The sequence below is a fragment of the Nocardioides ultimimeridianus genome (assembly GCF_054777895.1).
This window is the reverse complement of the sequence record NZ_BAAHAB010000009.1, coordinates 314,955-336,510: the sequence shown is the minus strand read 5'-3', so window position 1 is coordinate 336,510 and position 21,556 is coordinate 314,955. Positions and strand designations below refer to the sequence as shown.

The window sequence follows — 21,556 nt, the reverse complement described above, 5'->3', positions numbered from 1 at the left end:
CTAGGTTGGAGCAGTGAGCACCAAGCTGCGCCGCGGAGGCATGCGCCGCGGGACGCCGGGGCTGCGGCTGCGCGTGGGCTTCCTCGTGATCGCCTTCGTGCTGTCGGTCTTCGGCGCGCGCCTGATCCAGCTCCAGGCCGTCGACCCGGGGGCGTACGCCGCCATGGCGGCCCGCGAGGGCAGCGTCTCGATCGTGCTGCCTGCGACGCGCGGCGCGATCCTCGACCGCAACGGCCAGCCGCTGGCCCAGTCGGCGTCCGGGCTGATGATCGTCGCCGACCCGACGATGACCTCGAAGAACGCCGCCAAGCTGGCTGCGTTCCTGGCCCGCCGGCTCGGGGTCGACTACTTCGACACGCTGGCGCTGCTGCGCACCAAGAACAGCCGGTTCGTCTACATCGACCGGCAGGTCCCCTCGGCGCAGGCGACGGCGGTGGTCGCCGATGCCGACAGCCATGGCTGGGGCGGCCTGTTCACCAACAACGACCCGTTGCGCGTCTACCCGCAGAAGGACGTGGCGGCCAACCTCGTCGGCTTCCTCGGCACGCCGAACGACGACGGCTCCGCGCACCCGCTGGCCGGGCTCGAGGCGAACTTCAACACGCTGCTGTCGGGCACCGACGGCTCGGCCCGCTACGAGGTGGGGGCCGGCAACGAGATCCCGCTCGGCGACAACACCACGACGCCGCCGGTGAACGGCGCGAACCTCACCACGACCCTCGACGCGAACATGCAGTTCTACACCCAGCGCGTCCTGCAGCAGGCCGTGCGCGGGGCCGCCGCCAAGTCCGGCGTCGCGATCGTGATGGACACCCGGACCGGTCAGCTGCTCGCGCACGCCGACTACCCGACGTACGACGCCTCCCTGCCCAAGGAGTACTCGCACAAGCTCTACCACTCGGCCGCGCTCACCGACGTCTACGAGCCCGGCTCGGTCGAGAAGACGCTGACCCTGAGCGCCCTGATGGACGCCAAGCCGTCCATCGGACCGGGCACCCGGCTGAGGGTCCCCGGGTCGATCCACGTCGAGGACCGCATCATCCACGACTACTGGCCGCACGGCCTGCTGGACCTGACCCTGGCCGGCGTCATCGCCAAGTCGTCCAACGTCGGCACCGTCCTCGCCTCGTCGCGGCTCAATGCGGGCCTGATGCGGCACTACCTCACTGAGTTCGGGCTGGGGGAGCGCACGAACATCGGCCTGACCGGTGAGTCCCCGGGCATCCTCCCGCCGCTGGACCAGTGGACGACCGGCATCAAGGACCGCATCGCGTTCGGCCAGTCGCTGTCGGTCAACGCGCTGCAGGAGATCAGCGCGGTCAACACGATCGCCAACGGCGGCGAGTACATCTCGCCCAGCCTGATCCTCGGGTCGGCCACCAACGACGCGGGGCAGACCGTCGGCAGCGCCGACGCGACCGTGCGCCGGGTGATCAGCCCCCAGACCGCGCACAAGATGACGACGATGATGGAGCAGGTGGTCAAGCCCTCACCGATCGGCGTCGCCCCGGCGGCCCAGGTCCCCGGGTACGTCGTGGCCGGCAAGACCGGCACCGCGCAGGAGGTCGGGAAGTCGGGGCTGTACGACAGCACCACGGTCTCCTTCGCCGGCTTCGCCCCGGCCGACAACCCGCGGTTCACCATCTATGTGGTGATCAAGTCGCCGAAGGCGGGCAGCGGTGGCGGCAGCACCGCCGGCCCGGTCTTCTCCAAGCTGATGGCCCACGCCCTGGCGCGCTACGGCGTCGCGCCGACCGGTGCGAAGCCGTCGGACACGCCCGTCGAATGGTGAGCGCGGACCTCGTCCCGACCCGGCCGCGCCGGCCGCAGCCCGTGATGTTGGCGGTCCTGGCGCAACGGCTCGGCATCGCGCCGCCCGCGGTCGACGTCGCCGTGACCGGCATCTGCCTGGACTCGCGCCGCGTGCAGCCCGGGGACGTGTACGCCGCCCTGCCGGGCGCCACCGCGCACGGCGCCACCTTCCTGCCCCAGGCCGCCGCGGCCGGGGCGGTCGCCGTCCTCACCGACCCCGACGGCGCGGGCGCCGCGGCGCAGGCCGGGCTGCCCGCCCTCGTCGTACCCCGTCCGCGGGAGGTGCTCGGCGCCCTCAGCGCCGCCGTGTACGCCGATCCGGCGGGTGCGATGCGGATGATCGGTGTCACCGGCACCCAGGGGAAGACCACCACGACCCGGCTCCTGGACGGCGGGCTGACGGCCGCGGGGATCCGCTCGGCCGCCATCGGCACGGTCGGCACCCGGATCGCCGGCGAGGACGTGAAGACCGCGCTCACCACGCCCGAGGCGCCCGACCTGCACGGCCTGTTCGCGCTGATGCGCGAGGAGTCCGTGCAGGCCTGTGCCATGGAGGTCTCCAGCCACGCGCTGGTCATGGGCCGCGTCGACGGGGTCGTCTTCGACGTCGCGGTCTTCCTCAACCTGGGTCGCGACCACTTGGACTTCCACAAGGACCTCGAGGGCTACTACCGCGCCAAGGCGTCCCTGTTCACCCCCGAGCGGGCCCGGCTCGGGCTGGTGTTCGTCGGCGACGAGCACGGGCGGCGGCTGGCGGCCGATGCGCCGATCCCGGTCCGCACGCTCGCGCTGGGCGACGCCGGCGAGGACGCCGACTGGCGTGCCGTCGACCTGCGCCCCCGCGCCGACGGCACCGGCTTCACGGTCGTGACTCCCGATGGTGCGCGGGTCGCCGCCGGCGTACCGCTGCCGGGGGAGTTCAACGTGGTCAACGCCCTGGCCGCGATCGCCGCGGCGGCCGAGGCGGGCTTCGACGTGGCGTCGGTGGCCCGCGGGATCGCCGCCGGCGGGGGAGTGCCCGGCCGGCTCGAGCGGATCGACGCCGGGCAGGACTTCGACGTCTTCGTCGACTACGCGCACAAGCCCGACGCGGTCGAGGCGGTGCTCGCCACGCTGCGCCCGGTGACGTCCGGGCGGCTGATCATCGTGCTCGGCGCCGGTGGCGACAGGGACAAGGGCAAGCGCCCCATCATGGGCGCGATCGCGGCCGAGCTGGCCGACTGGGTCGTGGTCACCGACGACAACCCGCGCTCCGAGCCGCCCGACGCGATCCGGGCCGAGGTGCTGTCCGGCACCGCGTCCGGATCCGCCGAGGTGTCCGAGATCGGCGACCGGCACGAGGCCATCGCCCGGGTGCTGCGGGAGGCCCGCTCCGGGGACGTCGTCGTCATCGCCGGGAAGGGCCACGAGACCGGTCAGGAGATCGCCGGTGTGGTGCACCCGTTCGACGACCGGGAGGTCGCGCGCGAGGTCCTCGTGGGGTTGGGTGGTACCCGATGATCCCGATGACCCTCGCCGAGATCGCCGACGTCGTCGGTGGCGCGCTGCACGGTCCGGCCGACCTGGTGGTGAGCGCACCGGCGTACGTCGACAGCCGCGAGCCGGTGGCCGGCGGGCTCTTCGTGGCGGTGGTGGGGGAGCGCGTCGACGGGCACGCGTACGTCGCCGACGCCCACGCCGTCCTGGGCTCGCGCCCCACCGACCGGCCCACCGTGGTCGTGGACGACCCGGTCGCGGCGCTGGGCCTGCTGGCGCGGCGGGTCGTCGACACCCTCGGCGTTCCGGTGCTGGCGATGACCGGCTCCCAGGGCAAGACCGGCACCAAGGACTACCTCGCGGGCGTGCTGCGGGCGATCCACGGCGAGGCCGCCGTCGTCGCCACGGCCGGCAACAACAACAACGAGCTCGGCGTCCCGCTCACCGTGCTCCGCGCGACCACCGAGACCCGCTTCCTGGTCGTGGAGATGGGCGCGCGGGGGATCGGTCACATCGCCGAGCTGTGTCGGATCGCGCCCCCGACCGTGGGTGCCCTGCTGAACGTCGGGACGGCCCATGTCGGCGAGTTCGGCAGCAGGTATGTCATCGCCGAGGCCAAGTCAGAGATCTTCAGCGGCCTGCGAGAGGGCGGAACGGCCGTCTACAACAGCGACGACGCCTTGGTCGTCCACCACATCGCCGGCGACGGCGATGTCCCGCGCAAGCTGTCGTTCGGCACTGACGGCAGGGTGACGTGGCGGTTCGTCGAGCTCGACGACCTCGGCCGCCCCTCCTTCAGCCTGGGCGTGGCACGTGAGGACCGCGGCTACGACCTCTACCCCGTCTCCCTGCGTCAGATCGGCGCCCACCAGGTCCTCAACGCCGCCGCGGCGGCGGCCATGGCCATCGCGACCGGCTGTGCGCCCGCCGAGGTGGCGCAGGCCCTCTCGACCGTCGAGCCGTCCAGCCGGTGGCGGATGGAGCTCTCCGAGCAGGCCGACGGCCTGGTCGTGATCAACGACTCCTACAACGCCAACCCCGAGTCGATGCGCGCCGGTCTCGAGGCGCTCACGGCCATCGGGGAGCGGTCCGGGCGGCGTACCGTCGCGGTGCTGGGGGAGATGCGCGAGCTCGGCGCCGAGCACGAGACCGGCCACCGCTCAGTGGGCAGGGCCGCGGCCGAGCTCGGCGTCGACGTCCTCGTGGTGGTCGGCGAGCCCGCCGCGGCCATGGCCGACGGCGCCCGCGACAGCGCCACTGAGGTGATCCTCACGCCCGGCCGTTCGGAGGCGCTCGACTGGTTGCGGCAGAATGCCGCTCCGACGGACGTCGTGCTGGTGAAGGCCTCGCGCGGCGCCGCGCTGGAGTGGATCGCCGAGCAGCTGCTCGCGGCCGGCCAGCCCGACCATGCCCCCGATCCGGCCCCCGACCAGTCCCAGGAGGACCCCAGGTGAAGGCGATCCTGCTCAGCGGGGGCATCGCGCTGCTGATCTCTCTGCTCGGCACCCGCACGGCGATCTCGTACTTCACCCAGCTCGGCTACGGCCAGGAGATCCGTGAGGACGGCCCGACCAGCCACCAGTCCAAGCGCGGCACTCCCACCATGGGTGGCGTCGCGATCATCCTCTCGGCCGTGGTCGGCTACTTCGCCGCGAAGCTGATCACCTGGTCCGAGCCCAGCGCCTCGGCCCTGCTGCTGATCTTCCTCTTCGTCGGCATGGGCCTGGTCGGCTTCCTCGACGACTTCATCAAGATCTACAAGCAGCGCAACCTCGGTCTGCGCAGCAAGGCGAAGATGGTCGGGCAGACGATCATCGCCCTGGTGTTCGCCGGCCTCGCGCTGTCCTCGTGGACCAAGGACGAGCACGGCGTCACCCCGGCCTCGCGGCACCTCTCGTTCCTGCGCGACATCGGCTGGCTGGCGCTGCCGGCGGTGATCACGGTCGCCCTGATCTGGCTGTACGTCGCCGGCTTCTCCAACGCCGTGAACCTCACCGACGGCCTCGACGGGCTCGCCGCCGGTGCCAGCGCGATGGTCTTCGGCGCCTACGCCCTGATCAACATCTGGCAGAACAACCAGTGGTGCCAGCGCCCGCTCGGCGCCGGCGAGAGCCATGCGGCGTGCTACAACGTCCGTGATCCGCTCGACCTCGCGATCGTGGCGGCGGCGATCACCGGCGGCTGCGTGGGCTTCCTGTGGTGGAACGCCTCGCCGGCCAAGATCTTCATGGGCGACACCGGCTCGCTGGCGCTCGGCAGCGCCCTGGCCGGGTTCGCGATCCTCACCCACACCGAGCTGCTGCTGGTGGTCCTCGGCGGCCTGTTCGTCGTGGAGACCCTCTCGGTGATGCTGCAGGTCGGCTTCTTCAAGGTCACCAAGGGCCGACGGATCTTCCGGATGGCCCCGATCCACCACCACTTCGAGATGCTCGGGTGGGAGCAGGTCACCGTGGTGATCCGGTTCTGGATCATCACCGTGCTGTGCGTGGCGACCGGCGTCGGCCTGTTCTACGCCGAGTGGGTGGCCAAGGCCTGATGGACGTCATCACCCTGGGCCGGCACGACTCCTGGTCCGGCGTCCGCGCCGTCGTCGCGGGCTTCGGCACCAGCGGCGCCGCGGCCGTCGACAACCTGCTCTTCCTCGGCGCGGACGTGACCGTGCTGACCGCGGCCGTCGCGCCCTCCATCCAGCAGCGCGCCGAGCTCCTCGAGAGTCTCGGTGCGGTGTTCGTCGCCGGCCCGACCGCCACCGACGCCCTCCCCGACGACGTCGACCTGCTCGTCGTCTCACCGGGCTTCCGGCCCGACTCGCCGCTCGTCGTCCAGGCGCAGGAGCGCGGGCTGCCCGTCTGGGGCGAGGTCGAGCTCGCCTGGCGGCTGCGCGACCCCGCCCACGCCGCGCCGTGGCTGTGCGTGACCGGCACCAACGGCAAGACCACGACGGTGCAGATGCTCGAGGCCATCCTGCGCGCCGCCGGGCTGCGCACCGTGGCGGCCGGCAACGTGGGCCTGCCGATCACCGAGGCCGTCATGGACCCCGAGCCGTACGACGCCATCGTGGTCGAGCTGTCCAGCTTCCAGCTGCACTACACCGACTCGATGGCGGCCGAGTCGGCCGCCGTGCTCAACCTCGCCGAGGACCACCTGGACTGGTACGGGCCCGGAGAGGCCGGCATGACGGCGTACGCCGCCGACAAGGGCCGCATCTACACCGGCGTCGAGCGGGCCTGCGTCTACAACGTGGAGGACCCGGCGACGAGGCGACTCGTCGAGGAGGCCGACGTCGTCGAGGGCGCCCGGGCGATCGGCTTCACCCTGGGGATGCCCGGCGTCGGCATGGTCGGGGTGGTCGAGGACCTCCTGGTGGACCGGGCGTTCATCGACGAGCGGCAGTCGAGCGCCGCCGAGCTGTGCACCGTGGCCGACCTGTACTCCCCGGCACCGCACTTCGTGGCCAACGCCCTGGCCGCGGCCGCACTCGCACTGGCGCACGGGGTCGCCCGGACCGCCGTACGCGACGGTCTGCGGTCCTTCCGGCCTGACGGGCACCGGATCGCGACCGTGGCGATCCACGACGACATCACCTGGGTCGACGACTCCAAGGCCACCAACCCGCACGCCGCGCAGTCCTCGCTGCTCGCCTACGAGCCGGTGGTCTGGGTGGCCGGAGGACTGGCCAAGGGAGCGACCTTCGACGAGCTGGTCGGGCAGGCGAAGGACCGGTTGCGGGCCGTCGTGCTCATCGGCCAGGACCGCGCGGTCATCGCCGATGCGCTTTCGCGACACGCTCCGGATGTTCCGATCATCGTGGTCGACAACGGCGAGACTGGTGCCGTAGACGGTGCTGACCTGATGAGGCGCGTCGTCGCGGAGGCGGCTCGGGTCGCTCGTCCCGGCGACACGGTGCTCCTCGCTCCGGGATGCGCATCGATGGACCAGTTCACCGACTACAAGGCCCGGGGCGACGCCTTCGCAGCGGCGGTCCGGGAGCACACCAGCTGACGATGTAGCGCGAACGGAGGGGATCGCCATCACCGCCGTCTCGCCCGAGCGGCCCCGGTTCCGGGGCATCCGGCTCTCGCGCTCACGCTGGGTCACATCGGCCCGCGCCGCGCTCGACCGGCCGCTGACGACGTACTACCTGCTGCTCGGGTCGGTGGCGCTGCTGCTCACCATCGGCCTGATCATGGTGATGAGCGCCTCGAGCGTCTACTCCTACCGCTACACCGGCAGCTCCTACACGGTCGTGTCACGGCAGGCGATGTGGCTGCTGCTCGCCATCCCGTGCGCGTTCTTCGCCTCGCGCGTCTCGCTCAAGTGGCTGCGCGGCCTGGTCTATCCCGGCTTCGCCGTGTCGCTGGTCCTGCTCGGCCTGACCGCGGTCATGGGCCGCTCGGTCAACGGCAACACGAACTGGCTGGTCCTCGGCCCGCTGCAGATCCAGCCCTCCGAGATCGCCAAGTTCGCGCTGATCATCTGGGCCGCCCACATCTACGCGATGAAGGAGCGCCGGCTCACCCGGCTGCACGAGATCGTGATCCCGGTCGTGCCCGGGATGATCATCGCCATGGGCCTGGTGCTCGTCGGCGACGACCTCGGCACCACGCTCGTCTTCTTCGCGATCCTCGCCGGCATGCTCTGGGTGGTCGGCGCGCCCGGCCGGATCTTCGGCGCGGCGATGGCCTTCGTCGGCCTGCTCGCCACCCTCCTGGTCGCCACCGACCCGACCCGGATCGCCCGCCTCACGAACTTCACCGACCCGCTCTCGGAGTACCACTCCACCGGCTGGCAGGCCGTCCACGGCCTGTTCGCGCTGGCCCGCGGCGGCGTCTTCGGCGAGGGCATCGGCGCCAGCCAGCAGAAGTGGGGCAACCTGCCCGAGGCCCACACCGACTTCATCTTCGCGGTGCTCGGCGAGGAGCTCGGCCTGATCGGCACCCTGCTCGTCATCGGCCTGTTCCTGGTCATCGCCTACGCGATCATCCGGGTCGCACGCGAGACCAAGGACCCGTTCATCCGCTACGCCAGCTTCGGCATCGCGGTGTGGCTGCTCGGCCAGATGATGATCAACATCGGCATGGTCCTCGCGCTGCTGCCCGTCATCGGCATCCCGCTGCCGCTGGTCTCGTACGGCGGATCTAGCCTTGTCCCCACCCTGACCGCACTCGGTCTGGTGATCGGTTTCGCCCGTCGCGAGCCGGCCGCGGCACGCGCGCTGGCCCAGAAGCGCCGGGACAAGCAGAAGGCGGCGCGTTGAAGGTTCTCCTGGCAGGCGGGGGTACGGCCGGGCACACCTCGCCCCTGCTGGCGACGGCCGATGCGCTGCGCCGGCTCGACCCCTCCGTCGAGATCACCTGCCTGGGCACCCCGCGGGGCCTGGAGAACACGGTGGTCCCCGCCGCCGGCTACCCGCTGGAGCTGGTGCCGCCGGTGCCGCTGCCGCGCAAGCCCAACGCCGACCTCGTCCGGGTGCCCGCGCGGCTGCGCGGCGCCGTGAATGCCACCCTCGACATCGTCGACCGGATCCGGCCCGACGTCATCGTCGGCTACGGCGGCTACGTCTCCATGCCCGCCTACCTGGCCGCCCGCCGCCGCAAGCTGCGGCTCGTGGTGCACGAGCAGAACGCCCTGCCGGGCATCGCGAACAAGGTCGGCTCGCGCGTCGCCGACCGGGTCGCCGTCAGCTTCCCCGACACGCCCCTGAAGAACGCCGAGTACGTCGGCCTGCCGCTGCGCCGGATGGTCTCGACCCTGGACCGGGCCGCTCTGCGGGCCGAGGCCCGGGCCTTCTTCGGGCTCGACCCGGACCGGCCCACGCTGGTCGTGACCGGTGGCTCCCAGGGCGCCTGGCGGCTCAACCGGGCGGTCGCCGGCGCGGCCGCCGCACTCGGGTCGGCGGGGGTGCAGGTGCTGCACGTGGTCGGGCCGAAGGGCACCGAGGACCCCGAGTGGGCGACCCCGGTGCCGAGCGGGACGCCGTACGTCGTGGTGCCGTTCGTCGACCGGATGGACTACGCGCTGGCCGCCGCCGACCTGATGGTGTGCCGGGCCGGCGCGTCCAGCGTGGTGGAGGCGGCCGCGACCGGCGTACCGGCCATCTTCGTGCCGCTGGCCATCGGCAACGGCGAGCAGGCCCGCAACGCCCAGCCCGTCGTGGACGCCGGGGGAGCGCTGATCTGCTCGGACGCGGAGTTCTCCGCCGACTACGTCGCCGACACCGTGCCGCTGCTCGCCGCCGACCCCCGGCGGCTCGCCGCCATGGGCCGGGCGGCCGCGCACCTGGTGCCGCGCGACGCCGACGACAAGCTGGCCCTCATCATCCGCGAGGCGGCCGGCCGGTGAGGATCCCGGTCCCGGCAGAGATCCTCCCGGCCGACCGGCTCGGGCGGGTCCACCTCGTCGGCATCGGCGGCGCCGGCCTGTCCGGCATCGCGCGGCTGATGCACCAGGCCGGCGTCCCCGTCACCGGCAGCGACGCGAACGACTCGGCCGTGGTGCAGGCCCTGCGGGCCGAGGGCATCACCGTCCACGTCGGTCACGCGGCCGACCACGTCGCCGGCGCCGACACGGTCGTGGCCACGACGGCCGCGCGCGAGGACAACCCCGAGATCGTCGAGGCCGTGGCGCGCGGCCTGCGGCTGTGGCCCCGCTCGGCCGGTCTGCAGTCGGTCCTGCTCGGCAGGCGGGTCGTCGCGATCGCCGGCACCCACGGCAAGACCACCACGACCGCGATGACCGTCGTGGCGCTGCAGGAGGCCGGTCTCGACCCGACCTTCGCGATCGGGGCCGAGGTCGAGAGCCTCGGCACCAACGCCCGGCTCGGCACCGCCGACGTCGCCGTCGTGGAGGCCGACGAGTCCGACGGCGCCTTCCTCGTCTACACCCCGGAGATCGGGGTCGTCACCAATGTCGACGCCGACCACCTCGACCACTGGGGCACGGCGGAGGCGTACGACGCGGCCTTCGCGGAGTTCGCCGCCCGCACCGGCGTCACGATCGCGGAGGACCCGCAGCTCGGCGGCCTCACGGCCGGCTTCGGCCCCGACGCGCGCCTGCGGGGCAGCGACCTCGTCGTGGCGGACGGCCGCACCCGCTTCTCCGTCGCGTACGACGGCGCCGACCTCGGCCGCGTCGAGCTGGCCGTCCCCGGCCGGCACTACGCCCAGGACGCCCTCTATGCGCTCGGTGTGGGACTCTCGCTCGGCCTCGAGCCGGCCGCGCTGATCCGCGGCCTGGGCCGGCACCGGGGCGCGAAGCGCCGGATGGAGCTGATCGGCGAGGCCGCCGGCGTCCGCGTCTACGACTCCTACGCCCACCACCCCAGCGAGATCCGCGGCGACCTCGAGGCCGCCCGCTCGCTGGTGGCGGGGGAGGGCCGGCTGATCGTCTGCTTCCAGCCGCACCTGGTCTCCCGCACCCGGATCTTCGGCGTCGAGATGGGCCGCGAGCTCGCCGCCGCCGACCGGGTCGTCGTGATGGACGTGTACGTCGCCCGCGAGGACCCCGATCCCGAGGTGACCGGCGCGCTCGTGGCCGACGCCGTCGCGCTGCCCGTGGACCGGGTGTCCTTCGAGCCCGACCGGGCCGCCGTCGTACCGCTGCTGGCGGGGGAGGCGCGGCCCGGCGACGTGGTGCTCACCCTCGGGGCCGGTGACGTCACCGCGCTCGCGCCCCAGGTCCTCGCGGCGCTGGAGCGGGCCCATGGTTGAGCTCCGGCGTCCGAAGTCCTCGCAGGACAGCTCGCGACGGCGCTTCCAGCGCCGGCAGTGGGGCCGCCGGTGGCTCACCTGGCGCTACGTCCTGTACGTCGCCGTGGTGGTCCTGCTCGCCGGCCTCGCGGTCTACGCCGTGTACTTCTCGCCGTGGCTGCGGACCGAGGGCGTCCAGGTCGAGGGGATCACCCAGCTCACCCAGGAGCAGGTGCTCGGTGCGGCCGACGTCCCGCTCGGTGGGCCGCTCGCCCGTGAGGACCTCGCCGCGATCCAGCGGCGGGTCGAGGCCCTGGCGATCGTGAAGTCGGCCGACGTGTCCCGCTCCTGGCCGCACGACGTCCGGATCGTGGTGACCGAGCGGACGCCGGTGGCGGTGCTCGCGCGGGGGCGGCTCTACGTCCAGGTCGACGCCTCCGGGGTCACCTTCATGCCCCGGCTGAAGACCCCCGGCAGCCTGCCGGCCATCGACACCGGGGCCGAGGCCGACGCGAACGCTCTCGCCGAGGGGGCCAAGGTCGCCGCCTCGCTGCCGCCCGAGGTGGCCAAGCTGGTCGACCACATCGAGGTCTCGACCGTCGACCGGATCCAGCTCTCGCTGCGCGACGGCCGGACCGTGCTGTGGGGGAGCTCGGAGCAGTCCGCGGACAAGGCGAAGGTTGTCCTCGCCCTGCTCAAGACCAAGGCGCACTCCATCGACGTCTCCGTCCCGGGCCTTCCCACGACCCGCTGAATCTCCTTCAAGCACGCGCCGTGTCGGCGTGTCTGCCCGGTTTGGCGTGCCGTGCTGCCTACTGTCGTGACCACGACGAGGTTGACATAACTATAACCCTCAGGCTGAGGGTCACAGTTGAGGCCTCCAGGTCTTCCCCGACACGACACGCACGACACACAGACATTCCAGACACGGACCAGATTGCGAGAGGTGAGCCGCCGTGGGAGCAGCACAGAACTACCTGGCCATCATCAAGGTGGTGGGCATCGGTGGCGGTGGCGTCAACGCCGTCAACCGGATGATCGAGGTCGGGCTGCGGGGGGTCGAGTTCATCGCGATCAACACCGACGCCCAGGCCCTCCTGATGAGCGACGCCGACGTCAAGCTCGACATCGGCCGTGAGCTCACCCGCGGGCTCGGCGCCGGCGCCAACCCGGACGTGGGCGCCAAGGCGGCCGACGACCACGCGGAGGAGATCGAGGAGGTGCTCAAGGGCGCCGACATGGTCTTCGTGACCGCCGGCGAGGGCGGCGGCACCGGCACCGGTGGTGCCCCGGTCGTCGCGCGCATCGCTCGCAGCCTCGGCGCGCTGACCATCGGCGTCGTGACCCGGCCGTTCCAGTTCGAGGGCGCCCGGCGCAAGAAGTCGGCCGACGACGGCATCGAGCGGCTCCGCGAGGAGGTCGACACCCTCATCGTCATCCCGAACGACCGGCTGCTCCAGATCTCGGACCGCAACGTGTCGGTCATGGACGCGTTCCGCCAGGCCGACCAGGTCCTGCTGCAGGGCGTCTCCGGCATCACCGACCTGATCACGACCCCGGGTCTGATCAACGTCGACTTCGCCGACGTCAAGGCCGTCATGAGCAACGCCGGCTCCGCGCTGATGGGCATCGGCTCGGCCCGCGGCGAGGACCGCGCGGTCGCGGCCGCGGAGATGGCCGTCTCGAGCCCGCTGCTCGAGGCGAGCATCGACGGTGCGCATGGTGTGCTGCTGTCCATCGCGGGTGGGTCGGACCTCGGCATCTTCGAGATCAACGACGCCGCCGCGATGGTCGCCGACGCCGTCCACGCCGACGCCAACATCATCTTCGGCACGATCATCGACGACGCCCTCGGCGACGAGGTGCGCGTCACCGTCATCGCCGCCGGCTTCGACGGAGGCCTGCCCAAGCGCCAGGAGGGTACGTCGCTGCGCCGCCCGGTCCCCGAGGAGGCCCGGTCCGTCGCGGCGGCCGCCGCCACCCGTCGTGAGGAGCCGAGCTCGACCGCGGTGCGCGAGTCCGCACCCGAGCAGCCCGTGGTCGAGCCGGAGCCGGTCGGCGTCCGTCCGTCGGCCCCGTCGCCGTCGGTCGACTTCGACGACGACCTCGACATCCCCGACTTCCTCAAGTAGTCGCACCGAGGCTCTGTGTTCGCATTCCGTGTGTCGCTCGACCCGGGCTCCCCGCAGGGGGCCCGGGTCGAGGTCGCGTTCACGGACGCCTCCCTCGACCTGCAGTCGGGCAAGGAGGGATTCGCGGACGCTCTCGATGGCGTCGAGCGCCTGGCGGGCGTGCCGTTCGCGCGGCTGCACCAGGTCCACGGCGACCGGGTGGTGACGGTCCTCGACCAGCCGCACCCCGGTGACGAGGCGGCCCAGGGCGATGCGCTGGTGACCACGCGCGCCGGCACCGGGCTGATGATCCGGGTCGCCGACTGCGTCCCCGTCCTGCTGGCCGACGCCTCGGCCGGAGTCATCGGTGCCGCCCATGCCGGCCGCCGCGGCGTCGAGCTCGACGTCGTGAGCCGGACCGTCGAGCGGATGCGCGAACTCGGCGCCGAGGGGCTGCGCGCGTGGATCGGCCCCCATGTCTGCGGCCGCTGCTACGAGGTGCCCGCCGAGATGCGCGAGGAGGTGGCGGCGATCGTGCCGGCGACGTACGCCGAGACCTCGTGGGGCACGCCCGCCCTCGACCTCGGTGCCGGTGTCGAGGCCCAGCTCGCCGCCGCCGGCGTACCCTCCGAGCGGGTGCCGGGCTGCACCCTCGAGGACGACCGCTTCCACTCCTACCGCCGCGACGGCTCCGCGGCGGGCCGCATCGCGGGGCTGGTGTGGCTGCCATGACCCGCCTCGACGAGCTCCGTGCCGGCCTGGACGCGACGAACGCGCGCATCGACGCCGCCTGCAGCGCTGCCGGCCGCGACCGCGGCGAGGTCGCGCTGACCGTCGTCACCAAGTTCTTCCCGGCCTCCGACGTACGGCTGCTGGCCGGCCTCGGGGTCACCGACGTGGGCGAGAACCGCCACCAGGAGGCCGAGGCCAAGCAGGCCGAGTGCGCGGCCCTGGGCCTGCGCTGGCACTTCATCGGCGGCCTGCAGAAGAACAAGGCCGCCGCCGTCGCCCGGTACGCCGACGTCGTCGAGTCCGTCGACCGGCCCGAGCTGCTGCCACGGCTGGCCCGCGGCGCCGCCGAGCGCGGCCGCCCCCTCGACGTGCTGCTCCAGGTCAGCCTGGACCCGGCCGGCAGCGATCACCGCGCCGGTGCCGACCCCGCCACGCTCGGCGCGCTCGCCGCCGAGGTCGACGCCTTCGTGGACCTGCGGCTGGGCGGTCTGATGGCGGTCGCGCCGCTGGGCGAGGACCCCGCGGCCGCCTTCGCCCGGCTCCAGGAGATCCGGCACGGATTCCTCGCCGACCACCCCGACGCCACCGCGCTGTCGGCCGGCATGAGCGGGGACCTCGAGCAGGCCGTCGCGGCCGGTGCGACACACGTGCGCGTCGGGTCCGCGGTCCTCGGTTCGAGGCCCTCGGTCCAGTAACGTTCCCAACACGACCACTGGTCCCGGAGGGGGCCGAGATTCGGAGGCAAGTGCCATGAGCGGTGTGATGCGCAGGATGGGTGAGTACCTCGGCCTGCTCGAGGACACCAGCTACGACGAGTACGACGAGTACGACCGCGCTGAGGCGGTCGGCGAGTCCCGTCCGGTCCGCCCGGCACGACCCGTGCGGAGTGCGTCCGTGGCCGACATCAGCGAGCGCCGTCGTACGCCCGCTGCCGCCGCTCCCGCCCCCGCACAGTCGGTGGTCGCCGAGCTCTCCCGGATCACCACCGTCCACCCGCGCACCTACAACGAGGCGCGCGCAGTCGGAGAGGCCTACCGGGACGGCACGCCGGTCATCATGAACCTCTCCGAGATGGACGACACCGACGCCAAGCGCCTCGTCGACTTCGCGGCCGGGCTCATCTTCGCCACCCGCGGCACCATCGAGCGGGTCACCAACAAGGTGTTCCTCCTCTCCCCGCAGAACGTGTCGGTGGCAGCGGAGGACAAGGCGCGCATCGCCGACAACGGGTTCTTCAACCAGTCCTGACCGCGCGAGCGCGTCGCCGCTGACTCTGGTCGGCGCGAGCGCGTCATCGCGGACGCTCCCTCGCCGGGTTTGCGGCTCTCGGCTCCGCCGGTCGCTCGTTCCTCGCTTCCTCTGTCGCCTCAGCCGCGCACCCGGCCTCAGTCGCTGCGACGCCGCGCTGCCGCGCGCGCAGTTGCCCTTCGTAGGTCCTGCCTTGGTCTGGCGGCAAGCCTTTCGCGCTCGTGGTGCTGTCGTTGGTTGAGTAGCCCGAGCGAGGAACGAGCGAGGGCGTATCGAAACCAACGGGGGCGTGCCGCAACCGCCCGCCGACTCCTTTCGGCCTCTCTCTAGGATGGATCCGTGACCGTTGTGGGGGAGATCATCGAGGGGACGCTGTTCGTCTTCATCGGGCTGCTCTGGATCCGGCTGATCACCGACTGGGTGCAGAACTTCGCCAGGTCCTGGGAGCCGCGGGGGGCGCTGCTGGTGCTGCTCGAGGGTGCCTACACGGTCACGGACCCGCCGATCAAAGGGCTGCGCAGGGTGATCAAGCCCATCAGGATCGGCAGTGTCTCGCTCGACATCAGCTTCATCCTGGTCATGCTCGTGGCCTACGTCGCGCTCTCGCTGAACCGCAACCTGCTGCTGTTCTAGGAGCACTCCCGCCCGTCGTGCGGGGGCCCGCGTCGCCTGTCACGTCGTGACGACTGCCGATACTCATGTGACAGGCGCTAAGGTGCGGGACGACAGTCTTTCCTAGGAATCGAAGATAGGTGAGGTCATGCCGCTGACGCCCGAGGACGTGAGCAACAAGCGCTTTACGCCGGTCCGGCTCCGTGAGGGCTACGACATGGGCGAGGTCGACCAGTTCCTCGATGAGGTCGAGGCCGAGCTCGCTCGGTTGACCCAGGAGAACGACGACCTGCGCGCGAAGCTCGCCGCGGCCCAGTCGGGCGGCTCCGGGACGGCTGGTGGGTTCGAGGCCTACAGCGCGCCGACCCAGGTGACCCCCGCGCAGCCCGAGCCGCCGGTCGTGGCCCCCGTGGTCGCCCCGGTCGCCGAGGAGCCCGAGCCGGAGCCCGTCGCGGCCCCGGCGCCGGTCGCCGCACCTGCCGCCACCGGTGGGGTGCAGACGATCCGGGTCGAGACGGTTCCCGAGGCGTCCAACGCCGCGGCCCGCCTGCTCGAGATCGCGACCCGCAACGCCGACGAGCTCGTCGAGGAGGCCAAGGCCGAGGCCGACCGTCTCGTCGGTGAGGCCAAGAGCAAGGCCGAGCGTCTCGAGAACGAGGCGAAGGGCAAGGCCGACCGCCTCGAGGCGGACGCCCGCACCCGCGCCGAGATGCTCGATGGCGAGACCGCCGAGCGTCGTACCCAGCTGTTCGGCGACCTCGAGAAGGAGCGCGACAAGCTCAGCGCCGAGGTGGAGAACCTCCGGTCGTTCGAGCGTGAGTACCGCTCCCGCCTCAAGAGCTACTTCACCCAGCAGCTCGACGCGCTCCAGGTCCCCGGCGACACCGTCGCCCCGGCCTCGGACGAGTCGCCTGCGCCGAAGCGGCTCCGCTCGATCCTGGGCGAGGAGAACGCCTGAGTCGTTCCGACTCACCTGCACGACGTACGCCGGCCGGCTCCCACTCTGGGAGCCGGCCGGTGTGCCGTCTTGGCCCGGGTCCGGCTAACCGCTACCCTCCCGAGCAGCCCGTCGGCCGCCGCTGATGGTCCGCCGCTTGCGAGGAGAGCTGGGCATGGCCCGAAGCACCAAGAAGTCGTTGGCCGGTTCGGCCGCGTCCGCCGCACGTCGGATCATCCGGCCGAAGGCCAAGACCGCCGAGGCTGAGCCCGCCAGGAAGACCGCCGCCAAGGCGGCTCCGGCGAAGAAGGCACCGGCGAAGAAGGCACCGGCCAAGAAGGCGGCACCGGCCAAGAAGGCGGCTCCCGCGAAGAAGGCGGCTCCCGCGAAGAAGGCGGCTCCCGCGAAGAAGGCGGCACCGGCCAAGAAGGCGGCACCGGCCAAGAAGGCGGCACCGGCCAAGAAGGCGGCACCGGCCAAGAAGGCGGCACCGGCCAAGAAGGCGGCACCGGCCAAGAAGGCGGCACCCGCGAAGAAGGCGGCACCCGCGAAGAAGGCGGCACCCGCCACCAAGGCCGCACCCACGAAGAAGACGGCTCCAGCGAAGAAGGCGACCCCTGTGACCGACGCTGCTCCCGCGAAGAAGGCGGCACCGGCCAAGAAGGCCGCACCGGCCAAGAAGGCCGCACCCACGAAGAAGGCGGCTCCCGCCAAGAGGGCGGCGACCAAGAAGGCCGCTCCGTCGAGCCTGGTCGTCCTCGAGGGCGAGGAGGCCTGGTCGAAGGCCGAGCTCGACGAGGTCCTCGCCGAGCTCCACGAGCAGCACAAGCACAGCGAGGAGGTCCTCGCCGCCCAGGAGGCCGACCTCAGCGGCCTGCTGCACGACGCCGGCGACGGCGCCGGGCACGACCAGGCCGACGTCGGGGCGACCAGCTTCGAGCGCGACCACGAGCTCACGGTCGTCAACCACGAGCGGGAGAAGCTGGCCCAGATCGACCGCGCCCTGGCCCGCATCGACAACGGCAGCTACGGCGTCTGCGAGTCGTGCGGCAACCCGATCGGCAAGAATCGGTTGATGGTCTTCCCGCGTGCCACACTGTGCCTGACATGCAAGCAGCGCGAGGAACGTCGGTAGTCCGGCCCAAGTTCGTCTTCATCGCCGTCGCGATCGTCTGGTACGTCGCCGACCAGGTCACCAAGCACCTCGCGGTCGTGCACCTGGCCGACGGGCGGCCCCGCCACGTCGTCGGAACGCTGCTGCAGTTGCGGCTGCTGCACAACCCGGGGGCGGCCTTCAGCATGGGCACCGGCGCGACCGTGGTGCTGAGCTGCCTGGCGATCCTCGCCACGGTGGTCGTGCTCTGGTTCAGCCGCAGGCTGGTCGACCCGCTCTGGGCTGTCGCGTTCGGGCTGCTGCTGGCCGGCATCGACGGCAACCTCACCGACCGGCTGCTCCGCGACCCGGCGCCGCTGCGCGGTCAGGTGGTCGACTTCCTGGAGCTGCCGCACTGGCCGGTCTTCAACGTGGCCGACGTCGGCATCAACGTCGGCGCCGCGCTGCTGCTCATCCAGATCGTGCGCGGCATCCAGATCGACGGCCGTCGTGCCAGCACGGAGAAGACCGCATGAGCGTCGACCAGCGCAGCCTGCGCGTCCCTGACAGCCTCGAGGGCGAGCGCATCGACGTCGCCATGGCCCAGCTCTTCGGCTTCTCGCGCACCCGCGCTGCCGAGCTGATCGCCGACGGCCGGGTTGCGCTCGACGGCGTACCCATCGCCACCAAGAGCGAGCGGGTCCTGTCCGGAGCCGCCCTCGACGTCGAGATCCCGCAGGTCGTCGACCCGCTGGAGGTCGTGCCCGAGATGGTCGAGGGCATCAAGATCATCCACGACGACGATGCGATCGTGGTGATCGACAAGCCTGTCGGCGTCGCCGTCCACCCGAGCCCCGGCTGGCGCGGGCCGACCGTCGTCGGTCACCTCGCCGCCGCCGGCTTCCGCATCTCCACCAGCGGTGCCAAGGAGCGCGAGGGCATCGTCCAGCGCCTCGACGTCGGTACGTCGGGCGTGATGGTCATCTGCAAGTCCGAGCACGCCTACTCGGTGCTCAAGAACGCCTTCCGCCACCGCACGGTCGACAAGACCTACCACGCACTGGTCCAGGGCCACCCGGACCCGCTCGAGGGCACCGTCGACGCGCCGATCGGCCGGCACCCCAAGTACGACTACAAGTTCGCGGTCATGGACGACGGCCGGCACAGCGTGACCCACTACGAGACCCTCGAGGCGCACCGGTTCGCCAGCCTGCTGGAGGTCCACCTCGAGACCGGTCGCACCCACCAGATCCGGGTGCACATGAGCGCGCTGAAGCACCCGTGCGTCGGTGACATCACCTACGGCGCCGATCCTGCCCTGGCCCGGCGACTCGGCCTGGAGCGGCAGTGGCTGCACGCCGTACGCCTCGGCTTCGAGCACCCGGAGACCGGCGACTACGTGAGCTACGAGTCGACGTACCCCGACGACCTCGCGCACGCGCTCGAGGTCATCCGCGACTCCCACTGACCCCGGTTAGGGTGGCGCCATGGCGCTGCCCGAGACCGCTGAGGACTTCCACGCACGGCTCGTCGCCCAGACCGACGGCGAGGGGCGGCTGCCCGTCGTCAGCGACGCGATGGCGGGCTGGGACATCTTCCCCTTCGAGCTCGACGGTCTGCGGCTGAAGCCGCTGCGGCCGCTGGGCGAGGCCGAGTGGCCGCGGCACGGCGACGACCCCGCCCAGTGCGGGTGCACCGGCGAGCCGGACGGCGCCCGCCTGGTCTGGGGCAACGAGCGCTGGCGCCTGGGCCACGTGTCGAGCACCGGGCTGCCGCTGATGATGACCCTCGACCCGATCGACCACCACGACCTCAACGACCTACCCGACGACCTCGCCGGCGAGCTCGGCCGGCTCATGGTGGCGATCTGCTCGGCGATGGAGGAGCTGCCGAGCGTGGGGCGCGCCCATGTCCAGAAGATCGGCGACGGTGCGGCCCACCTGCACCTGTGGTTCATCGCCCGGCCCGCGCGGACCACGCAGTTCCTGGGCTCGCCGCTGCTGGACTGGGAGGAGAGCTTCCCGCGCGTGCCCGAGGAGGTGCTGCGCGCCAACGCCGGCTTCGTCGCCGCGCGCCTGGTCGACCGGGTCGGCGGGCGCGGGGGTCCGTTCGCGGAGCAGGCCTGACTAGGACTCGGTGAGGGAGGCGCTCGGCAGCCAGCTGGCCCCGAGCAGCTCGGCCACGTCGGCGAGCCCGGCCGTGTCACCGCCGACGGCGTCGGTCGCCGCCGCGATGCGCTCGACCATCGCCCGCCCGACCTGCTCCTCGACCGTGCCCTCGGCGTAGGCGATGTGCCACGGCGAGACCTGGTGGTCGCGGTGCGTGCGGCCCGTGACCTGCCGGCCGGCGATGCCGGAGAAGCGGGCCTGGTGGAACAGTCCCACCCGGGGCTCGGTGGTGGCGCGGGTGCCGTCGGGCAGCGTCTCACCGGCGTGCAGGCTGATCGAGGCGACCGTGGTGAAGACGCACACCGGCGCCTCGCCGCTCTGGAAGCGCAGCCGCTCGGCCTCCACGTCGAACCGGTCCCGGCCGTAGATGGTCGCGACCCGCAGGCCGGAGTCGCGGAGACGGTCCGCGATCGGGTCGGCGGCGGTGGTGACGAACTCCACCGAGCACGCGACCTGGCGCCCGGCCTCCACCTGCTGGGCGATCCAGGCGACGGTCGAGTCGACCCGGATCAGGCCCGCCTTCTGCCGGAACCGCAGCAGCGCCGCGCGCCCCTTCGCGGTGTTGCGGCCGCGGCGGGCGAGGTCCATCTCGCGGCAGAACTCGCCCCACTCCGCGTCGTACGCCGCCCGCTCGGCCGCGGTCAGCGTCACCGGCATCCCCGAGATCGGCACCGGCCCCCAGGGCGCCGCCCGGTGCAGCATCGCCGGTGGGCGCTCGCCGGCGAGCCAGCCCCGCGCCGTCGTGAGGTCCGCGTCGCGGCGGACCGGGTCCTCGGTCCACGCGGCGCCGTACCGCCCGCCGCGCTCGATGCCGATCCCGTGCCGCTCGAGCGCGTCCGCGAACGTGGCCGCGGGGGAGCCGGCGGTGTACCAGCTGCGCACCGGCTCCCCGTGCACCTGTGCGTACGCCGGCGCCAGGTACGGCAGCTCCAGCGGGGTGTGGCCCGGCGTGGCCGTCGTGGCGATCACGAACGGGGCCCGGTCGTGGGGCGTGCCGAGGCCGGAGACCTTCGCCCAGTGCTTGAACCGCTTGGTCGTGGTGTGCCGCAGCGCGTGGGCCTCGTCGGCGACGACGATGTCCCACGCGTGGTCCTTCACCTTCTCCAGCCGGTCCCAGGTGATGACCACCCAGTCCATGCCGCCGTCGCCGAGCGCGGTGATGGTGCGGCACCAGTGCCCGATCGTGATCGCAGCGGGCCGGTCGGCCACGACCAGCACCCGCGCGGCGCCGCGCAGCGAGCCGACCGCCGTCGCCCCGAGGACGGCGGTGATCGTCTTGCCGACGCCCGGCTCGTCGGCGAGCAGGAACATCCGCCCGCCGGCCGCGGCCCGCTCGGCGATCGCGTCGGCGCCCTCGAACTGGAGCTGCCGCGGCTCCAGGTCCTCGGACGCCGGCGGGTTCGGCGTCGGCGAGCCGGGGTTGAGGTCGTTCTCGACGAACCGCCCGAGGGTGTAGGGCCCCGGGCGGTACGGCGCCAGGTGGGCCGGCAGCCGTGCCCCGACGTACAGGTGGGACCGGACCGCGGGGTGCCAGGTGGCGCCCTCGACGGTCTCGCCGTAGGGCACGTCGAGGACCCACAGCCGCTCGCCGGGCCCGACGAAGGGGAGCGGACGCTCGGTGCGCGGCCCCCGGGAGCGGGAGGTACGTCGGCGGGCCACCGGGCGACGCTATCGGTCCC

Annotated in this window: 20 protein-coding genes; 19 read left to right on the top strand and 1 reads right to left on the bottom strand. The window is 72.4% G+C overall.

Annotated features, from left to right (window positions below; genetic code table 11):
* Nucleotides 1-13: 13 nt before the first annotated feature.
* The 19 genes from ACYU8V_RS10140 to ACYU8V_RS10050 all read left to right on the top strand — a co-directional run bounded on the left by ACYU8V_RS10140 (nucleotide 14) and on the right by ACYU8V_RS10050 (nucleotide 19,835).
* Nucleotides 14-1,792: a peptidoglycan D,D-transpeptidase FtsI family protein gene (locus ACYU8V_RS10140; protein ID WP_460847093.1), complete on the top strand. Its 1,779-nt coding sequence runs from the start codon at nucleotides 14-16 to the stop codon at nucleotides 1,790-1,792.
* Nucleotides 1,786-3,312 (top strand): UDP-N-acetylmuramoyl-L-alanyl-D-glutamate--2,6-diaminopimelate ligase, encoded by a 1,527-nt coding sequence (locus tag ACYU8V_RS10135; RefSeq protein ID WP_460847091.1) that lies wholly within the window; start codon nucleotides 1,786-1,788, stop codon nucleotides 3,310-3,312. The genes ACYU8V_RS10140 and ACYU8V_RS10135 overlap by 7 nt, the downstream gene beginning before the upstream one ends.
* On the top strand, nucleotides 3,309-4,742 hold the full coding sequence (locus ACYU8V_RS10130; protein ID WP_460847089.1) for a UDP-N-acetylmuramoyl-tripeptide--D-alanyl-D-alanine ligase: 1,434 nt from the start codon (nucleotides 3,309-3,311) through the stop codon (nucleotides 4,740-4,742). Before ACYU8V_RS10135 ends, ACYU8V_RS10130 begins: the two co-directional genes overlap by 4 nt.
* Entirely contained in the window at nucleotides 4,739-5,824 is a 1,086-nt protein-coding gene (gene mraY / locus ACYU8V_RS10125) for a phospho-N-acetylmuramoyl-pentapeptide-transferase (RefSeq protein ID WP_460847087.1), read from the top strand. The genes ACYU8V_RS10130 and mraY overlap by 4 nt, the downstream gene beginning before the upstream one ends.
* Nucleotides 5,824-7,290, top strand: coding sequence for a UDP-N-acetylmuramoyl-L-alanine--D-glutamate ligase (gene murD, locus ACYU8V_RS10120; protein WP_460847084.1), 1,467 nt, complete (start codon nucleotides 5,824-5,826; stop codon nucleotides 7,288-7,290). The genes mraY and murD overlap by 1 nt, the downstream gene beginning before the upstream one ends.
* A gap of 22 nt (nucleotides 7,291-7,312) precedes the next feature.
* The gene (ftsW, locus tag ACYU8V_RS10115; RefSeq protein WP_460847214.1) at nucleotides 7,313-8,545 is read left to right on the top strand and encodes a putative lipid II flippase FtsW; all 1,233 of its coding nucleotides are present in this window, start codon (nucleotides 7,313-7,315) and stop codon (nucleotides 8,543-8,545) included.
* Entirely contained in the window at nucleotides 8,542-9,630 is a 1,089-nt protein-coding gene (gene murG, locus ACYU8V_RS10110) for an undecaprenyldiphospho-muramoylpentapeptide beta-N-acetylglucosaminyltransferase (protein ID WP_460847083.1), read from the top strand. The genes ftsW and murG overlap by 4 nt, the downstream gene beginning before the upstream one ends.
* Complete coding sequence (murC, locus tag ACYU8V_RS10105; RefSeq protein WP_460847080.1) at nucleotides 9,627-10,997, top strand: UDP-N-acetylmuramate--L-alanine ligase; 1,371 nt, start codon at nucleotides 9,627-9,629, stop codon at nucleotides 10,995-10,997. The genes murG and murC overlap by 4 nt, the downstream gene beginning before the upstream one ends.
* The gene (locus ACYU8V_RS10100; protein WP_460847078.1) at nucleotides 10,990-11,730 is read left to right on the top strand and encodes a cell division protein FtsQ/DivIB; all 741 of its coding nucleotides are present in this window, start codon (nucleotides 10,990-10,992) and stop codon (nucleotides 11,728-11,730) included. Before murC ends, ACYU8V_RS10100 begins: the two co-directional genes overlap by 8 nt.
* A gap of 202 nt (nucleotides 11,731-11,932) precedes the next feature.
* The gene (ftsZ, locus tag ACYU8V_RS10095; protein ID WP_460847077.1) at nucleotides 11,933-13,108 is read left to right on the top strand and encodes a cell division protein FtsZ; all 1,176 of its coding nucleotides are present in this window, start codon (nucleotides 11,933-11,935) and stop codon (nucleotides 13,106-13,108) included.
* A gap of 174 nt (nucleotides 13,109-13,282) precedes the next feature.
* On the top strand, nucleotides 13,283-13,819 hold the full coding sequence (locus ACYU8V_RS10090) for a polyphenol oxidase family protein (RefSeq protein ID WP_460847212.1): 537 nt from the start codon (nucleotides 13,283-13,285) through the stop codon (nucleotides 13,817-13,819).
* Nucleotides 13,816-14,514, top strand: coding sequence for a YggS family pyridoxal phosphate-dependent enzyme (locus ACYU8V_RS10085; protein WP_460847076.1), 699 nt, complete (start codon nucleotides 13,816-13,818; stop codon nucleotides 14,512-14,514). Before ACYU8V_RS10090 ends, ACYU8V_RS10085 begins: the two co-directional genes overlap by 4 nt.
* Before the next feature lie 55 nt (nucleotides 14,515-14,569).
* Nucleotides 14,570-15,067: a cell division protein SepF gene (locus ACYU8V_RS10080; protein WP_460847074.1), complete on the top strand. Its 498-nt coding sequence runs from the start codon at nucleotides 14,570-14,572 to the stop codon at nucleotides 15,065-15,067.
* A 339-nt stretch (nucleotides 15,068-15,406) separates the two neighbouring features.
* Entirely contained in the window at nucleotides 15,407-15,700 is a 294-nt protein-coding gene (locus ACYU8V_RS10075; protein ID WP_460847072.1) for a YggT family protein, read from the top strand.
* Between the two features lie 127 nt (nucleotides 15,701-15,827).
* Nucleotides 15,828-16,637, top strand: a complete 810-nt coding sequence (locus ACYU8V_RS10070; RefSeq protein WP_460847071.1) for a DivIVA domain-containing protein — start codon at nucleotides 15,828-15,830, stop codon at nucleotides 16,635-16,637.
* A gap of 154 nt (nucleotides 16,638-16,791) precedes the next feature.
* Nucleotides 16,792-17,751, top strand: coding sequence for a TraR/DksA family transcriptional regulator (locus ACYU8V_RS10065; RefSeq protein ID WP_460847069.1), 960 nt, complete (start codon nucleotides 16,792-16,794; stop codon nucleotides 17,749-17,751).
* Entirely contained in the window at nucleotides 17,724-18,245 is a 522-nt protein-coding gene (gene lspA, locus ACYU8V_RS10060) for a signal peptidase II (protein ID WP_460847067.1), read from the top strand. The genes ACYU8V_RS10065 and lspA overlap by 28 nt, the downstream gene beginning before the upstream one ends.
* Nucleotides 18,242-19,177 carry an RluA family pseudouridine synthase gene (locus ACYU8V_RS10055; RefSeq protein WP_460847066.1) on the top strand — a complete coding sequence of 312 codons (936 nt, stop codon included), beginning with the start codon at nucleotides 18,242-18,244 and terminating at the stop codon, nucleotides 19,175-19,177. The genes lspA and ACYU8V_RS10055 overlap by 4 nt, the downstream gene beginning before the upstream one ends.
* A 19-nt stretch (nucleotides 19,178-19,196) precedes the next feature.
* The gene (locus ACYU8V_RS10050; protein WP_460847065.1) at nucleotides 19,197-19,835 is read left to right on the top strand and encodes a hypothetical protein; all 639 of its coding nucleotides are present in this window, start codon (nucleotides 19,197-19,199) and stop codon (nucleotides 19,833-19,835) included.
* Here the strand turns inward: ACYU8V_RS10050 and ACYU8V_RS10045 are convergent, their stop codons facing one another.
* Nucleotides 19,836-21,536, bottom strand: a complete 1,701-nt coding sequence (locus ACYU8V_RS10045; protein WP_460847064.1) for a DEAD/DEAH box helicase — start codon at nucleotides 21,534-21,536, stop codon at nucleotides 19,836-19,838.
* Between the last annotated feature and the right edge of the window lie 20 nt (nucleotides 21,537-21,556).

Coding starts and splice junctions, on each gene's coding strand:
- ACYU8V_RS10135 (WP_460847091.1), top strand. CDS start 1,786: ATGGTGAGCGCGGACCTCGTCCCGACCCGGCCGCGCCGGCCGCAGCCC.
- ACYU8V_RS10130 (WP_460847089.1), top strand. CDS start 3,309: ATGATCCCGATGACCCTCGCCGAGATCGCCGACGTCGTCGGTGGCGCG.
- murD (WP_460847084.1), top strand. CDS start 5,824: ATGGACGTCATCACCCTGGGCCGGCACGACTCCTGGTCCGGCGTCCGC.
- ACYU8V_RS10100 (WP_460847078.1), top strand. CDS start 10,990: ATGGTTGAGCTCCGGCGTCCGAAGTCCTCGCAGGACAGCTCGCGACGG.
- ACYU8V_RS10085 (WP_460847076.1), top strand. CDS start 13,816: ATGACCCGCCTCGACGAGCTCCGTGCCGGCCTGGACGCGACGAACGCG.
- ACYU8V_RS10080 (WP_460847074.1), top strand. CDS start 14,570: ATGAGCGGTGTGATGCGCAGGATGGGTGAGTACCTCGGCCTGCTCGAG.
- ACYU8V_RS10070 (WP_460847071.1), top strand. CDS start 15,828: ATGCCGCTGACGCCCGAGGACGTGAGCAACAAGCGCTTTACGCCGGTC.
- ACYU8V_RS10065 (WP_460847069.1), top strand. CDS start 16,792: ATGGCCCGAAGCACCAAGAAGTCGTTGGCCGGTTCGGCCGCGTCCGCC.
- lspA (WP_460847067.1), top strand. CDS start 17,724: ATGCAAGCAGCGCGAGGAACGTCGGTAGTCCGGCCCAAGTTCGTCTTC.
- ACYU8V_RS10055 (WP_460847066.1), top strand. CDS start 18,242: ATGAGCGTCGACCAGCGCAGCCTGCGCGTCCCTGACAGCCTCGAGGGC.
- ACYU8V_RS10050 (WP_460847065.1), top strand. CDS start 19,197: ATGGCGCTGCCCGAGACCGCTGAGGACTTCCACGCACGGCTCGTCGCC.